This window comes from Shewanella waksmanii ATCC BAA-643, from assembly GCF_000518805.1.
Taxonomy (GTDB): Bacteria; Pseudomonadota; Gammaproteobacteria; order Enterobacterales; family Shewanellaceae; genus Shewanella; species Shewanella waksmanii.
The window spans coordinates 58,217-73,575 of record NZ_JAEH01000029.1; the positions used below are offsets into that span (position 1 = coordinate 58,217).

The window sequence follows — 15,359 nt, forward strand, 5'->3', positions numbered from 1 at the left end:
TAATGCTGAGCTTATACTCGCTGTTATTATTGTTCAACGCGCTGCAGAATATGCTCGCACATTTGATGACTGGCAATCTGTTCGTCTAGGCGTTGCCAATCGATTTGTGGCTGGGCAGCACAATGGAACCAGTCGGTAATCATGGCCTCAAATCCACGGCTATGCAGATAGCTGGTCCAGTCATTAAAGCCTAGGTTTTGGCATTGTCCCGCTTGAAAGTGTTGCCCTTGAGTTAAGCTATCAATTTGATACTTCTCGTTGTGCCGATACAGCTGTAACTGCTCTTCAGTCACGCCACTTTGACGATTCATTGAAGCTTCAAACAGTTTGTTGTTATGGCTAAATTGAATGTGAATACGCTGCAGTTTGCCATCAATGACGGCACTATTCACTTGCAGATCACTTGGCTGATAGTCCGGCGCAAGACCGGCTAAAAAGCGTAAGCCGTCCACTAGATGAATAAAATCATCAAAGATAAATTGTCGCGGCGCGGCAGCCAAATCAACACGATTTTTTTGCCAGATAACATGCAGATTGTCGCCCGATGCCAGTGGTGATATCAGCGGGGCAAAGCGGCGATTAAAACCAACATAAAGCAAGGTATTGTGCTGTTTAGCTAGCGCTGCAAGCTCTTGGCATTGCGCTTGATTATCACACAGTGGTTTATCGACAAAGGTGGCAATATTAGCCGCCAAGCAGGCTTGAGCTAAGGCAAAATGACTTGAGGTAGCAGAGTGAATCATTACCGCATCGGGCTGGCTGGCAATGAGCTTATCGACATTGTCATAGACGGTGTCGATACGATATTGCTGCTTTAGCTGTGCCAATACTTGCTTATCTCGGGTGCACAGTATTGGATTCACATCGGCACGATTGGCCAAAATAGGCGGATAGGCTTTTTGAGCAATATCGCCCAGCCCAACGAGGGCGATATTAAGTGTCTTGGTCATTGTCATGTTGTCTAGTTGCTTGCGGTAATGGCGGGTTACACATCCATTTCTAATTCTTTGAGTTTACGGGTTAAGGTGTTGCGGCCCCAACCCAAGCGTTTGGCCGCCTCTTGTTTATGACCATTGGTGTGTTTTAGCGCAGTCTGCAGCAAAATGCGTTCAATGGCAGGCTGCACATCGGTGAGCAGATCGCTATCGCCTTGGCTCAGGCGCTGGTCGATAAACGCAGTCAGTGCCTGTTGCCATGAGCCTTGGGTTTCACCATCAGCTTGTAAACTCTCAAGGGGTTGTTCGAGCAGCTCTGGTGGCAAGTCTTGCGGCAGAATCTCTTGGCCTGAGGCCATTACCATTAACCAACGGCAAGTATTCTCTAACTGGCGCACATTCCCCGGCCAAGGCAGGTTTGATAAGGTTTCCGCCGCCTCAGCGGTTAAGGTTTTTGGCTCAACGCTGATCTCCTTAGCGGCAATGGCGAGAAAGTGTCGTGCCAGTTGGGCAATATCTTCGCGACGCTGTGACAAGGGCGGTAGGTGGACGCGAATCACATTGAGGCGATGGAACAGATCCTCACGAAACTCGCCCTTGGCCACTAACGACTCTAGGTTTTGGTGGGTGGCGGCAATAATGCGCACATCTACTTGCACCGGCGAATGGCCGCCAACGCGGTAAAATTGGCCGTCGGCTAAGACTCTTAACAGTCGAGTTTGCACATCAAGGGGCATATCGCCGATTTCATCGAGAAATAGCGTGCCTTGGTTAGCTTGTTCAAAACGCCCTTGGCGAATGCCTGCTGCACCAGTGAAGGCGCCTTTTTCATGGCCAAATAGCTCCGATTCAATCAGATCTTTTGGAATAGCCGCCATATTGATGGCGATAAACGGCTTATCTTTACGGGGGCTGTGTTTATGTAGCGCGCCGGCCACTAACTCTTTACCGGTACCAGATTGACCATTAATTAATACACTAATTGATGAACGTGATAAACGACCAATGGCACGAAACACCTCTTGCATTGCCGGTGCTTCACCAATAATTTCAGGCGTTTTTACCTCATCACTTGCTTTAGCCACAGGCACTTGCTCGGTAGCGTGAGTGAGTGCCCGTTCAACGAGACTGATGGCTTCATCAATATCAAACGGTTTAGGCAGATATTCAAATGCCCCTGCTTGATAAGCGCTTACTGCACTGTCGAGATCAGAATGCGCGGTCATGATGATCACGGGGATGTGCGGGTAGTGGATCTGGATGCGCTCAAGCAATGTGAGTCCATCTGTGCCGGGCATACGGATATCAGAGATGATGACCTGAGGCTGAGCCAGCTCCAGTGCTTCCCACAATGATTCGGCAGCGGCAAAGCTGGCGCAGCTGATTTTAGCCCCTTTAAGTGCGCGTTCGACTACCCAACGTATCGAGTTGTCATCATCAAGTACCCATACTTTTTCAGTCATACTGCTCACTCCCGCGTTGTAAAACGTTATTCGCCATTGGGTCTACTAACCGTTCAGTGGTAATAAAATAGTGAAGGTTGTCGACCCAGGTACAGAACGACAATCAATGCGCCCGCCGTGCAGCCGAGCAAAGTTATGTGCAATAGACAGCCCAAGGCCTGAACCTTGTTCTCGACCCGTGACCATGGGATAGAACAAGGTATCCATTAACTCTGGTTTGATACCGGGCCCATCGTCAATAATCGACAGCACCAGTACCAACTTATGCCGCACCGTACCAATAGTGACTTGGTGTTGGGTGCGGGTTTGAATGCGAATATGGCCACCATAATGCTCGAGCGCCTGAATGGCGTTTTGTACGATATTGAGGATCGCCTGCTGCAGCTGATCTTGGTTCATCTCCATATCGGGGATCGACGGGTCATAATCTTGAGTTAGCTCAATATTATTGGGTAGTGCCATGCTCACGAGTTTGAGCACTTTCTGAATGACTTCGTGAATATTGTGGCGGCTATGCTTGGTTGGCTTTTGCGGCCCTAATAAGCGGTCGACCAAATTACGAAGTCGGTCTGCTTGTTCAATAATCAAGTCAGTGAATTCACCGAGCTCTGGATCTTTTAGCTCACGGGACAGCAACTGCGCCGCGCCTCTTAACCCCCCTAATGGGTTTTTAATTTCGTGGGCTAAGTTACGCACTAAATACTGTGCCGCTTGTTGCTGGGCATCAAGCGACAACTGTTGATGGATACGGCGTTGTTGATCGACCTGACGGATTTCAATCAGCGCGAGGTTCTCGTCGCTCAGGTTCAGTGCTTGTTCTAGCGGAGTGAGGGTAATATCAACCGTGTGCTGCTGGCCATCTAAGGTCACTAATGGGGCGGTATTAACCGTTAAGCCTTGGTGATCGGCTAAGGCACTGGCCAATAGTTCTGAGTCGACACCCAGCACTTGATAGCTGTCGACAAAGTTGTGATCGGTCAGCTTGTGGCTGCCTAGACCGAGCAGCTGCTCTGCGGCGCCATTGGCATAGCGCAGCATCAGTTCGTCGTTGATGACGATAACTGCTGTCACAAGGTGATTGAGCAAGTCATCAAATTTCATTTGTCACTCCCAGAAAGCGATTGCACCATTATGGTGCACCAATTTGGTGCACGCTGCAAGCTATGCTCACCGGGACGGGGTAAAATTAAGAGGCTCTTAAGTTACCGAATACAAAGCAATTATTCTAATTATCCACCAAAAGGTGTCGCTCTTGGGGTTGCTTTTATCGTTGCCCGGTGAAGATAAATGGTTCTTTTCTCTGAGGATGCAAGTTGTTTGCCGCTTTGTGCCACGGCTTTGATTTCAAAGGTATGTTCACCGCGATCAATACCACTGAGAGCGAAAATAGGGCTATTTTGAGGCGCGCCTTTGACCTTGCCATCCATCATTAATACCAATACATGACCAGGCGCCAATTTGGGGCTAATGGTGGCCATAATGGTGATTTCGCCATTATTGTCGCGAATTGTCTCCTCTTCGCTAGGGCTGCTGATGTTAATTCGATAGCTAGGTTGCGCCTGCGGTTCAGGTTCTGGATTACCTTCAATGACAGGTTTAGCGGGTAAGGCGACATTATTTTGGGTGTTACTTTTGAATTCAACCGCGGTAGCGTTTTCTACAGGCTCATCGGAATAATGCACCTTGCCGTCTTTATCGACCCATTTATAGACGGTCGCCTGAGCAAGCGTGGTAAGTAGAAGTAATGCCATTATCACTGCTGTACGCATAAGCTGTCCTTTGTTGCGCGGTTGTGAACATTACTAGATTAGCCGTTTTTGGATTAAAAATCATGGTAAAAGCCAACAAGTTTACTGACTTAACTGCTTAAGCGCTGCAGTGTATCAGCACGATGGAGGAGTTGAATCATCGCGCTAACATAAATGACGCCCTAGTTAGCTGTTGTTGATGACAATGGATAGGTCAATATATACCCTTGATCTATATCTCATTCCCCTAGGTTATAGCAATTGTGTTGCTTAAAATTTACACAGCTCTGGCTACTCAGTTTATTCGGCACGCTAAGGCTAACTAAGTGAATGTTTCAGCATAACTAATTGGTATTTGTCGACTAATTATTCTAATCGTACCTAAATATTTACGCATTTTCCCCGGCCAGACCATTAGATTCATTTTCTCACTAAGTCACTGATATTTTGTTTGACTGCTGCATTAACTCGCGCTTAATTAAATGCGAGCAAAGTGAATAAATAGTTACTTATTTTGCTTGTTAGACATGTAAATACACGGCTCCTGTTGACGTGTTAAGTTGTCGCGTTTTCACAGCGAGCTTCACACAATGTGAAGGTACACAATGAAAACAATAAATAAACAAACACTCCCTCTGGCAGCAGCTTTTACCCTGAGTCTAGTTGCCGCCACCGTTAATGCTCAAACCCAGAGCATGGTCGAACCCGCCGTTGTCGACAACCAAGCGCAACGATTTATCGTACAGCTCACTGACCGCAGTGTCTTGAGTTTGCAGCAAGGGAAATCATCCGCTGCGGTAGTGACTCAAGCTAAGGTTGACTTGATGCAGCGCACTGCAGCAACAGTCAGCGCCGATGTGGTGCTGTCATTACCGCAAATCAATGCGATGGCGGTGATGCTGGACTCTGAGCAATACCAGGCTTTGTCAGCTGATCCTAATGTCGCTTTGGTTGAGGTCGATCCTAAGCGTTACCTGATGGCTGAGTCATCTCCCTATGGTATCAGCATGGTGCAGGCTAACTTAGTGTCAGATAGTCAGACGGCTAATCGTAAAGTCTGTATCACCGATACCGGTTATGACTTAGGCCATGTAGACCTGCCTAATGCGGGGGTAACTGGTGACGATGGTTATGGCAGTAACAATACCGGTAATTGGTATAACGATGGCAATGGTCATGGTACCCATGTTGCCGGCACCATTGCTGCGATAGGGGGCAACAATCAAGGTGTGGTCGGTGTTAATCCATCAGGGTTAATTGGCCTGCATATTGTTAAAGTCTTCAATGATAGTGGTAACTGGGCATATGGCTCGGACATGGTTGCCGCAGTGAATCAATGTGTTGCTGCTGGGGCTGATGTGATCAGTATGAGTCTAGGTGGTGGCGCGGCTTCTTCTGCCGAGCGCCAAGCGCTTGCCAATGCTGCTAGCCAAGGCGTGTTAAGCATTGCTGCAGCAGGTAATGATGGTAACAGCACCCTGTCTTATCCCGCTTCTTATGATGAGGTGATGTCGGTCGCTGCGGTGGATAGTTCGGGCACTAAGGCATCTTTTTCGCAATACAACTCGCAAGTAGAAATTGCTGCGCCTGGTGTTAATGTGAACTCGACTTGGAATGATGGTGGCTACAAATCTATTAGCGGTACGTCAATGGCTACGCCACATGTGGCTGGTGTAGCAGCGCTGGTTTGGAGTCATTTTCCGAGTTGTAGCCCCGCAGAAATTCGTAGTGCGTTAAATGCTACCGCCGAGGACAAAGGCAGTGCAGGGCGTGATACTTCATATGGCTACGGTATCGTTAAAGCTAAGGCCGCTTACGACTATCTGCAAAACAGCAGTTGTGGCGGTGGGGGTGGACTCGACCAGCCTCCTGTTGCCAATTTTAACGTGGCGGTTAATGGCAGTACGGTCAGCTTTAGTAATGCTTCAAGCGATGACAAAGGCATCAGTAGCTATTACTGGGACTTTGGTGACCAGACTAGCTCGACTCAGGCCAGCCCTGTGCACACCTACAGCAGCAATGGTGATTTCACCGTACGGCTGACAGTCACCGATACGGCTAACCAAACCAATACTAAGACAGCTACGGTATCTATTGGCAGCGGCGGTGGTGAAGGTTGTGATGGCATTGGTGCTTGGGATGCAGGCACCTCATATGCGATCGGCGATTTAGTAGCTTATAGCAGCAGTAAATATGAAGCGACTTGGTGGTCAACGGGAGCCCGTCCTGATGTGTATTCTAATGTGTGGGCTAATCGCGGCGAGTGCAGCGGTGGTGGCAACCCAAATCAGCCTCCAGTGGCAAACTTTAGTGCTTCAGCATCTGGATTGACCGTTAGCTTTACGAGTCAGGCTACTGATGACAGCGCTGTCGCGAGTCACGCTTGGCAGTTTGGTGATGGTGGTGTGTCGAACCAAACTAATCCGGTGCACACTTTTGGTGCAAGCGGCAGCTATCAGGTGAGTTTAACCGTTGAAGACGCTGAGGGACTGAGTCACACCCAAGTGCAAACCATTGCGGTAGCCGATGGAGTGCAAGGTTGTAGTGGTCTAACAACCTGGTCTGCTGGCGCCATTTACAATACGGGCGACCAGGTTGCACATAATGGGGTTAAGTACACGGCAAATTGGTGGACGCAGAATCAAAATCCTGCAGATAACTCCGGCCAATGGGCGGTGTGGACCAATAACGGTAGCTGTAATTAGGCTGCGTGGTTAAGTTAATTCCACAGTAAACACTTCGCTTCTTAGCGTAGAAGCAAGCCCAAGCTAACGTCGCTAGCTTGGGCTTTTTTAGGTCCGAATAGGCAGGGGCTTGCTGCTAAATGTTTGTTTTAATACCACGCTAGATTCTATGCTGGCGATGCATTTAAGCTCGCCTAAGCGTTGCTTAATGAAGCATTCGTAGTCAGCTAAGTCTTTGGCGATGATCTTAATTAAGTAGTCATGGGCGCCGCTAATGACTGAGCATTCTAGTACTTGGGCTAAATCTGTGACTGCTTGCTCAAATTGATTGGCATATTGCGCTGAGTTCTCTTTCAGCCTGACAAAGGCATACACAGTGACATTCAAGTCTAGGGCTTGGGGGTCTAGGTCTGCACTGTAACCTTTGATAACACCATTTTGTTCCATTTTACGTATGCGTCGCAGGCAGGGAGTGTCTGACATATTGAGCCTTGCGGCCAGTTCAGAGATGGCAATACGCCCCTGTTTCTGCAAGATTGCCAGAATGCTCAAATCTTTGCTGTCGCATCTATGTGTCATGGTTAAGCCGGTTTTCGTTAAATTGTGGTTAATTTATATCGATATTCATCAAAGTTGAACTAATTTTTGACTAATATTGGTGAAAGGCAACTTGGCTAAGCTGTTAGGCTGGTAAGTCAAAATAAGAATGATAGCTATAACCCCAACCAGGGAGTGACCTGTGAGCCCAGATTTACAAGCGTTTGATAAGTGGATCCGCGAAGATTTTGTCGAAATTAATTCCCACCTAGAGCAGCTATATTTACAACAATCAGACCCCGCCAATGTGGCTGGTATTGGCGATGCCGATAAGCAGCTATTAGAGTATCAAGGGCGGGAGTTGATTAAGTGCTTATTAGCAGAAGGCAACACTGATGAGGGTTTTGATAGCGCTTTTGATCTGTTAGGCAATGTGGGTTTGTACATGGCGGCATGTCGTCGCCATGAAATCACTGAGCCCAGCCGCGAACGCACGTCGCCACTAGTTGAAGCCTCGGCCTTGGCGATGCATATTGGCGCGTCAATCGGGGTAACGCCTCGGTTTGCAACTGCGCATTTGACCACCCATAACCGTGCGGTTAATGGTGTCTATAAACGCTTTACCGATTTAGCAGCGGAGAAGTTGTTTGTCGATTACAACACTAAAGGCATTTTGGCCTATAAACGTGCCGCCGATGCGCTACTAAAGATTCAATCTTTAGGGGTGTCGCATCCAATTACGGCAGACTTACTGAGTGTGGCGGAAACGGCACTGGAAGATGTGTTGTCGTCTAACCAAACCTTGTTTGAACAGCTCGATACCGATATGTTCTTCTATTGCGTACGACCATATTACAAGCCGTATCGTGTCGGTAGCCAAGTTTATCGTGGTGCCAATGCGGGCGATTTTGCTGGGATAAATGTTATCGATCTGCAATTGGGGTTATGTTTTGCTAATGAGCCGGCTTATTCACAAATGCTGGTGGATAAATTTTTGTATATGATGCCGGAAGATCAGCGTATTTTACGTGACTGCATGCGCCGCGGCAGTATTATGGATGATTTTTTGCAGGCCACTGGCGAGCAAAATAGCGCTTGGTATCAGCAAAATTTACGCCGCTTTCTCGCGGTATGCGAACGCCATGGTGAAACGGCCATTGCCCACCATGACCAACTTGTAGAAAAATATATCGCCCAGCCCTCAAAAGCGTTGGCTGAGCAGCATATGGATAAGGTGACTGCTAGCGGCCCACCACTGCCAGTGCTGCTCGATGCCTTAGAAAAGCTGCGTGATCGCCGTGCAGCCAGGCAACGAGACGATATTCGTACTCGCTATGAGGACATTAGTCGCCTCACTTCCACACTGACAGACGTGAGCTCATAATGCATCGACAAGATTTTGTTTTACCACAGGCTACCTATCTCCTTAATCACTCAGTAGGTCGGCCGCTAGTGCAAGCACAACAGGCATTTGAACAGCAATTTCTGTCACCGTGGCAAGATTCAGGCCGTGAGCCTTGGCAGGCTTGGCTAGCGATAATTGAGCAGTTCTGCAGTAATTTAGCCAAACTGCTTAATAGCGATGCTAGCCAGTTTTGCCCGCAGGTTAACTTATCGAGCGCACTCACTAAGTTGGTGATGGCGCAGCCGCGATTGCAGCGGCCGGGTTGTAAAGTGTTGATGAGTGAAGCCGACTTCCCCAGCATGGGCTTTGTGTTGCAAAAGGCACTGCCTGATGCCGAAATAGTGTTTATTCCTAAACCGCTAGACGTTACTGACGTCAATGTGTGGCAGCAATATGTCAATGCCTCGGTAGATTTGGTTTTCATTAGCCATGCCTATTCCAATACCGGTCAACAGGCGCCCATCGAGGAGATTGTGGCGTTAGCTAAGCAGCAAGAGGTGTTGTCAGTTGTCGACATTGCGCAGTCGGTAGGCGTGATCCCATTGGATTTGACCCGCTTAAACGCTGATTTTGTGATTGGCTCTTCAGTAAAGTGGCTGTGTGGCGGCCCTGGTGCCGGATATTTGTGGGTTAGCAAAGCCCAGCTGCAAGCATGCCAACCTAAAGATGTCGGTTGGTTTAGCCATGACAATCCCTTCGAATTTGATATTCACCAGTTTCGCTATCATAGCAGCGCACTCAAGTTTTGGGGCGGTACGCCGTCTGTTGCCCCCTATGCATTTGCTGCGCACAGTATCGGCTACTTTGCTGATTTAGGCGCCCACGTGGTACGCGAGCATAATCAAGCTTTGATTAGCTTGGCGATGCAGCAGCTAGATGGCTTGTGTGTGTCTCCAATTAAAGAGTCACAGCGAAGTGGCACATTGATTGTTGATTTGAAACACCAAAATCAGCAAGTGTTAGCGGCGCTAACTGCGGCCGATATTAGCGTGGATTGCCGTGAAGCCGGGTTAAGGATCTCACCGCATATATACAATACTGCCGATGACATGGCGCATTTAGTCGATGTGATCACCAGCGTGAGATAGCCATCTGAGCTAGCAACAACTTAAGGTTATGACGCGTCGCCACAGCTCGCTGGAACTTGAGCGTCGCTTTGGTGCACCGCAATGATTTCGATCACGGCGTCATAATCTGCGGCAAATCCATCTTGGTACGCGGGATGGCTTTGGCGATCGATTTGATGAATGCTCACCTCGACATATAACGGTTGGTAAGGTGCACCACGCTGCTCAGCAAGTAGCAGGCTTTGCTGCTTGAGGGTGTCACTCACAGGTGTGGCGCGCACCCACCAAGATTGTTGGTTGTTGCAGGGGCTAAAAGCGCTGACCTCATGGCCCCAGTAGTAGCGTCCTGCTACCCGCGTTGCTGCCGGGGCACTTTGCTTAGTCTCTGCCATGTGAGGCTGCCTAGTGTCGCTAGGTGGCAAGCTGCTACACGCGCTGAGCAAGTACCAAGTAATGACCATCAACAACCACTGTACTTTAGGCATATTGCTGTGCTCCTTGAACGTTATGGGGTGATTATCGAATAAACAGGTACATCACAGCGGCACCAATAAAGGCGCCAATGACGGCTGCGATTATGAGTAATCCCGGTTGTTGATACACAGAAACCGTGGTTAATTGGTGCTGCTCCGGGTGCGGGACTTGGCGTAGTACTTGTTGTTCTACCTCAAATACCGCACATAGACCCAGTAAGGTTTCATTTGATGCGGCGCCCTCTTTTTCAATGCGCTGAATGGTGCGAATGCTAATATTACAAGCATCGGCAAGGTGCTGCTGTGTCCAGCCCCGTTGTTGGCGTAATTGTTTGACGCTGGCGGCGTTATACCAATCAGTATAAACATTTAGTCACTCAGCGAGAGTTTAGCGGTTCTGAGGCAAGGCAACGAGTGAAGAGCATAGTTATTCTACGGTTAAGCTCGTTAACACAGCATCAAAACCGCTAAAACTCGCCATTCTGGCGCGTTTTTGGCTACCTACTTCTACGTTGAATAACCTCACAGGGGAGCAACCATTGTTTCAGTTACTCGCCTTGAATTAGTTTGCCAAAAGCGCGCTGAGTTGATCAAATTCTTATACTGATTGGTATTAATATCCATATTGGCCTCGCTACTACCCGAATACGACTGCTGCAATGACACCGGCGATAGCGCCGAACACCATGCCGCCAATGAAAAATAGGCCCAATTTTTTTAGTGCATCTTTGGTGCTGCCGGGAGAGTAAGCTTTCGTTTCGCGGTGTAAGCAACGTCCATTCTTATACAGTGAGCAGTTGATCTCGCCACGTAAAATACTGGTGACATGATATTCGACACGGTAGCGATCGCTGCCAATTTCAAATTGATGGCGACTCACAGTGCGGTAGTTACGAGTGGATGACACTAACTCATCATTGAGATAAACGGTTTCTTTACCCGAATAACCCGAGCCGTGGACGGCAAAGTGGCGATCTTCATCATTAAAATAAAACCAGTAACCATTAGCTAAGGTGACTTTGTCCGTTTGCGTGTCCATAGGGTGAGTGGATACTAAATTGTCCATGTGTTGCTCCTGATGTTGCCAGTTGATTAGGTTGAACGCAAGTTAACCACTTTGGGGAGCAGTAATCGCCGACAAGTTTATGACAGACAGGCAAATGTCATATGACAGGGGATATGACAGTTATTGTAATTGATTGAATTTTAGCAATAAAAAAGCCGCCTAAGCGGCGGCTTTTAAAAGGTAGTAATTGACAGATTACAGGCTGTAATACATGTCAAATTCTACTGGGTGAGTCGTGTTATTTACACGCTCAACATCTTCAGACTTAAGCTTGATGTATGAATCAATGAAGTCATCGTTAAATACGCCGCCCTTAGTTAGGAACTCACGGTCAGCATCTAGACACTCAAGTGCATTTTCTAGTGAAGTCGCAACTGTTGGGATTTCAGCAGCTTCTTCAGCTGGAAGATCATAAAGATCTTTGTCCATTGCTTCACCTGGGTGGATCTTGTTCTGAATACCGTCAAGACCAGCCATTAGCATGGCAGAGAATGCTAAGTATGGGTTAGCCATTGGGTCACCAAAACGTAGCTCAATACGACGTGCTTTTGCACTTGGTACTACTGGGATACGGATTGAAGCACTACGGTTACGTGCAGAGTAAGCCAGCATTACAGGCGCTTCAAAGTGTGGAATTAGACGCTTGTAAGAGTTAGTCGCTGGGTTAGAGAAAGCATTGATTGCGCGAGCATGCTTAATCACACCACCGATGTAGTAAAGCGCCGTTTCAGATAGACCACCATACTTATCACCCGCAAACAGGTTAACACCGTCTTTAGCGAGTGATTGGTGAACGTGCATACCACTACCGTTATCACCAACAACAGGCTTAGGCATGAAGGTCGCTGTTTTGCCGTAAGCGTGTGCAACGTTATGAATTACATACTTAAGTACTTGTACTTCATCCGCTTTCAAAGTTAGCGTGTTGAAACGAGTTGCGATTTCGTTTTGACCCGCAGTCGCCACTTCGTGGTGATGCGCTTCAACAACTTGACCCATCTCTTCAAGTACAAGACACATTGCACTACGCAAATCTTGTGAAGAATCAACTGGTGCTACTGGGAAGTAACCGCCTTTAACGCCTGGACGGTGACCTGTGTTGCCATCTTCGTAGCTAGTGCCTGAGTTCCATGCTGCTTCTTCAGCATCAACTTTGTAGAAACAGCCAGACATGTCTGCGCCGTACTTAACGTCGTCAAATAGGAAGAATTCTGGCTCTGGACCAATTAATACAGTGTCAGCAATACCTGTTGAACGCATGTACTCTTCCGCTTTCTTAGCGATTGAGCGTGGGTCACGGTTATAACCAGTCATAGTACCTGGTTCTAGAATGTCACAACGGATGTTAGCCGTAGTTTCAGCTGTAAAAGGATCTAATACGAAGCTGCTTGGGTCTGGCATTAGTACCATGTCTGATTCGTTAATGCCTTTCCATCCTGAGATAGAAGAACCATCAAACATTTTGCCGTCTTCAAAGAAGTCTGCATCAACTTGGTGAGTTGGGATAGATACGTGCTGCTCTTTACCGCGAGTATCGGTAAAGCGTAGATCAACAAACTTAACTTCTAATTCTTTGAGTTGTTGTAAAACTGATTCAGCTGACATTCTTAAGTCTCCGAGTAGGGTAAAGGCTAAGCCCTTTATCTTTATCTATAATTAAATATTGCGCTCACCGCGATTCTGGACTTTATAAAGCTAGAGTTGTGCCAAAATTTTAAGTGTATGTTTTTAAAGGTGTATGGTGTTTTGAAGGGATATGAAAAACGCCGATTTGCACCAATATGGTGCGACGGGTGCACGTTATTGGTGCGATCCCCATGCTGGTGCAGTGATGACTCAATAGCGGTATTCATAGCTGACTAAAAAATAATCCTGTGCGAGAGAGCCCAGCTAGAGTAGAATGGCACGTTTTTTATTGCAACAGCTATGCTTAACGCTGTTACAAATCCCCCTATATTTGATGGTAAGAGGTCTATCCGTGTTAGAGAATTTACGTAACATCGCCATTATTGCACACGTTGACCATGGTAAAACTACCTTGGTTGATAAGTTGCTGGCACAGTCTGGAACCCTTGAAACTCGAGGTGAGGCCGCTGAGCGGGTGATGGATTCCAACGATCTAGAAAAGGAACGTGGGATCACGATTCTGGCAAAGAACACTGCCATCAAGTGGAATGATTACCGCATTAATATTGTTGATACCCCTGGTCACGCCGATTTCGGTGGTGAAGTAGAGCGCGTACTGTCTATGGTAGACAGCGTATTGCTACTGGTTGATGCGGTTGACGGCCCAATGCCACAAACTCGCTTCGTAACTAAGAAAGCGTTCGCTCAAGGCCTAAAGCCAATTGTTGTTATCAACAAAATTGACCGTCCAGGCGCTCGCCCTGATTGGGTTATCGACCAAGTATTCGATCTGTTCGATAACTTAGGCGCGACTGATGAGCAGTTGGACTTCCCAATTGTTTATGCTTCTGCACTAAATGGTTTTGCAACGCTAGATCCAGATGATGCTGGCGAAGACATGACGCCACTATTTGAAACGATTGTTGAGAAAGTATCTTCTCCTGATGCTGATGCAGAAGGTGACTTCCAGATGCAGATTTCTCAGCTAGATTACAACTCATACGTGGGTGTTATCGGTGTAGGTCGTATCAAGCGTGGTAGTGTTAAAACTAACCAGCAAGTGACTATCGTTGATGCTGAAGGTAAAACCCGTAACGGTAAAATGGGCCAAGTATTAGGTTACATGGGTCTAGACCGTCACGAAGTTAGCGAAGCTAACGCAGGTGATATCGTTGCAATTACTGGTCTTGGTAGCCTACAAATCTCAGACACTGTGTGTGCAACAACCACTGTTGAAGCATTACCACCATTGTCTGTTGATGAGCCAACACTGACCATGACTTTCCAAGTCAACACGTCGCCATTTGCGGGTAAAGAAGGTAAGTACGTGACTTCACGTAACATCCTTGAGCGCCTAGAGCAGGAGCTAGTGCACAACGTAGCACTGCGTGTTGAAGAAACTGATAGCCCAGACCGTTTCCGTGTTTCAGGTCGTGGTGAGCTTCACCTTTCAATCTTGATTGAAAACATGCGTCGTGAAGGCTACGAGCTAGCAGTATCACGTCCAGAAGTTATCGTAAAAGAGATTGATGGCGAGCAATGTGAGCCATATGAAACCCTAACTGTTGATGTTGAAGAAGAGCATCAAGGTACCGTAATTGAAAAATTAGGTATGCGTAAGGGTGACATGAAAGACATGCAGCTTGATGGTAAAGGTCGTGTACGTATCGACTTTATCATTCCAAGCCGTGGCTTGATTGGTTTCCAAACTGAATTTATGACCGCCACTTCAGGTACTGGTCTTATCTACCATTCATTCGACCATTATGGTCCAGTGAAAGGCGGCGATATTGGTCAACGTCAAAACGGCGTGTTGATCTCTAACGCAACAGGTAAAGCACTGACCTTCGCACTATTTGGTTTACAAGATCGTGGTCGTCTGATGATTGGTCACGCTGCAGAAGTTTATGAAGGCCAAGTCATTGGTATTCATGCTCGTGCAAACGATCTAACTGTTAACTGCTTGAAAGGTAAGCAGCTAACTAACATGCGTGCATCAGGTACTGATGAAGCGCAAGTACTAACTCCACATATCCAAATGACCCTTGAGCAAGCGCTTGAGTTCATTGATGATGATGAGTTAGTAGAAGTAACGCCAGAGAACATTCGTGTTCGTAAGCGTCACTTAACTGAAAATGATCGTAAGCGTGCTAGCCGCGCAGCAAAAGACGCATAATCTGCCTTGCACCTAGTTGGTGCAACCGCATTTAGCATCACGAAAGCCCCGAATACCAAAGTATTCGGGGCTTTTTTTGCACAGGGATGTGCTTATCCCCGGTGGGCAGGAAGCCCAAAGAGGGGGTTTGCATGTTTTTGGATGTGCTTATCCCCGGTGGGCAGGAAGCCCAAAGAGGG

At 47.5% G+C, this 15,359-nt stretch carries 13 protein-coding genes; 4 read left to right on the forward strand and 9 right to left on the reverse strand.

All coding sequences use genetic code 11. The annotated features are described in order from the left end of the window. Positions 1–26: 26 nt before the first annotated feature. The 4 genes from L865_RS0112785 to L865_RS0112800 all read right to left on the reverse strand — a co-directional run bounded on the left by L865_RS0112785 (position 27) and on the right by L865_RS0112800 (position 4,167). Positions 27–956 carry a Gfo/Idh/MocA family protein gene (locus L865_RS0112785; protein ID WP_028773613.1) on the reverse strand — a complete coding sequence of 310 codons (930 nt, stop codon included), beginning with the start codon at positions 954–956 and terminating at the stop codon, positions 27–29. Between the two features lie 29 nt (positions 957–985). Further along, positions 986–2,398 (reverse strand): nitrogen regulation protein NR(I), encoded by a 1,413-nt coding sequence (gene glnG / locus L865_RS0112790; RefSeq protein ID WP_028773614.1) that lies wholly within the window; start codon positions 2,396–2,398, stop codon positions 986–988. Positions 2,399–2,443: 45 nt separating this feature from the next. Then, complete coding sequence (gene glnL / locus L865_RS0112795) at positions 2,444–3,499, reverse strand: nitrogen regulation protein NR(II) (RefSeq protein ID WP_028773615.1); 1,056 nt, start codon at positions 3,497–3,499, stop codon at positions 2,444–2,446. 128 nt (positions 3,500–3,627) lie between these two features. Further along, positions 3,628–4,167 (reverse strand): DUF4124 domain-containing protein, encoded by a 540-nt coding sequence (locus tag L865_RS0112800; RefSeq protein WP_028773616.1) that lies wholly within the window; start codon positions 4,165–4,167, stop codon positions 3,628–3,630. 584 nt (positions 4,168–4,751) lie between these two features. Here L865_RS0112800 and L865_RS26125 point away from each other — a divergent pair. Continuing rightward, entirely contained in the window at positions 4,752–6,851 is a 2,100-nt protein-coding gene (locus tag L865_RS26125; RefSeq protein WP_028773617.1) for a S8 family serine peptidase, read from the forward strand. Between the two features lie 87 nt (positions 6,852–6,938). Here L865_RS26125 and L865_RS0112810 read toward each other — a convergent pair whose 3' ends face one another. Further along, positions 6,939–7,409 carry an Lrp/AsnC family transcriptional regulator gene (locus tag L865_RS0112810; RefSeq protein ID WP_028773618.1) on the reverse strand — a complete coding sequence of 157 codons (471 nt, stop codon included), beginning with the start codon at positions 7,407–7,409 and terminating at the stop codon, positions 6,939–6,941. Positions 7,410–7,569: 160 nt separating this feature from the next. Between L865_RS0112810 and L865_RS0112815 the strand changes: the two genes are divergently transcribed. Then, the gene (locus tag L865_RS0112815) at positions 7,570–8,751 is read left to right on the forward strand and encodes a PrnB family protein (protein ID WP_028773619.1); all 1,182 of its coding nucleotides are present in this window, start codon (positions 7,570–7,572) and stop codon (positions 8,749–8,751) included. After that, complete coding sequence (locus tag L865_RS0112820; protein WP_028773620.1) at positions 8,751–9,860, forward strand: aminotransferase class V-fold PLP-dependent enzyme; 1,110 nt, start codon at positions 8,751–8,753, stop codon at positions 9,858–9,860. Before L865_RS0112815 ends, L865_RS0112820 begins: the two co-directional genes overlap by 1 nt. Positions 9,861–9,886: 26 nt before the next feature. Here L865_RS0112820 and L865_RS0112825 read toward each other — a convergent pair whose 3' ends face one another. The 4 genes from L865_RS0112825 to glnA form a co-directional block, all read right to left on the reverse strand. Next, a complete protein-coding gene (locus tag L865_RS0112825; protein WP_028773621.1) occupies positions 9,887–10,324 on the reverse strand; it encodes a hypothetical protein in 438 nt (145 codons plus the stop codon). A 31-nt stretch (positions 10,325–10,355) separates the two neighbouring features. Next, complete coding sequence (locus L865_RS25100; RefSeq protein ID WP_245608434.1) at positions 10,356–10,589, reverse strand: XRE family transcriptional regulator; 234 nt, start codon at positions 10,587–10,589, stop codon at positions 10,356–10,358. 360 nt (positions 10,590–10,949) lie between these two features. Next, positions 10,950–11,378: a hypothetical protein gene (locus L865_RS0112830; protein ID WP_051484587.1), complete on the reverse strand. Its 429-nt coding sequence runs from the start codon at positions 11,376–11,378 to the stop codon at positions 10,950–10,952. 195 nt (positions 11,379–11,573) lie between these two features. Then, positions 11,574–12,983, reverse strand: a complete 1,410-nt coding sequence (glnA, locus tag L865_RS0112835) for a glutamate--ammonia ligase (RefSeq protein WP_028773623.1) — start codon at positions 12,981–12,983, stop codon at positions 11,574–11,576. A 373-nt stretch (positions 12,984–13,356) separates the two neighbouring features. Between glnA and typA the strand changes: the two genes are divergently transcribed. After that, the gene (gene typA, locus L865_RS0112840) at positions 13,357–15,180 is read left to right on the forward strand and encodes a translational GTPase TypA (protein ID WP_028773624.1); all 1,824 of its coding nucleotides are present in this window, start codon (positions 13,357–13,359) and stop codon (positions 15,178–15,180) included. Positions 15,181–15,359: the final 179 nt, after the last annotated feature.

Bases quoted from the DNA above. Each gene is read 5' to 3' on its own strand.
- glnL (WP_028773615.1), bottom strand. From the start codon at position 3,499: ATGAAATTTGATGACTTGCTCAATCACCTTGTGACAGCAGTTATCGTC.
- L865_RS0112830 (WP_051484587.1), bottom strand. From the start codon at position 11,378: ATGGACAATTTAGTATCCACTCACCCTATGGACACGCAAACGGACAAA.
- L865_RS26125 (WP_028773617.1), top strand. From the start codon at position 4,752: ATGAAAACAATAAATAAACAAACACTCCCTCTGGCAGCAGCTTTTACC.
- L865_RS0112785 (WP_028773613.1), bottom strand. From the start codon at position 956: ATGACAATGACCAAGACACTTAATATCGCCCTCGTTGGGCTGGGCGAT.
- L865_RS0112825 (WP_028773621.1), bottom strand. From the start codon at position 10,324: ATGCCTAAAGTACAGTGGTTGTTGATGGTCATTACTTGGTACTTGCTC.
- glnA (WP_028773623.1), bottom strand. From the start codon at position 12,983: ATGTCAGCTGAATCAGTTTTACAACAACTCAAAGAATTAGAAGTTAAG.
- glnG (WP_028773614.1), bottom strand. From the start codon at position 2,398: ATGACTGAAAAAGTATGGGTACTTGATGATGACAACTCGATACGTTGG.
- L865_RS0112800 (WP_028773616.1), bottom strand. From the start codon at position 4,167: ATGCGTACAGCAGTGATAATGGCATTACTTCTACTTACCACGCTTGCT.
- L865_RS0112810 (WP_028773618.1), bottom strand. From the start codon at position 7,409: ATGACACATAGATGCGACAGCAAAGATTTGAGCATTCTGGCAATCTTG.
- L865_RS0112820 (WP_028773620.1), top strand. From the start codon at position 8,751: ATGCATCGACAAGATTTTGTTTTACCACAGGCTACCTATCTCCTTAAT.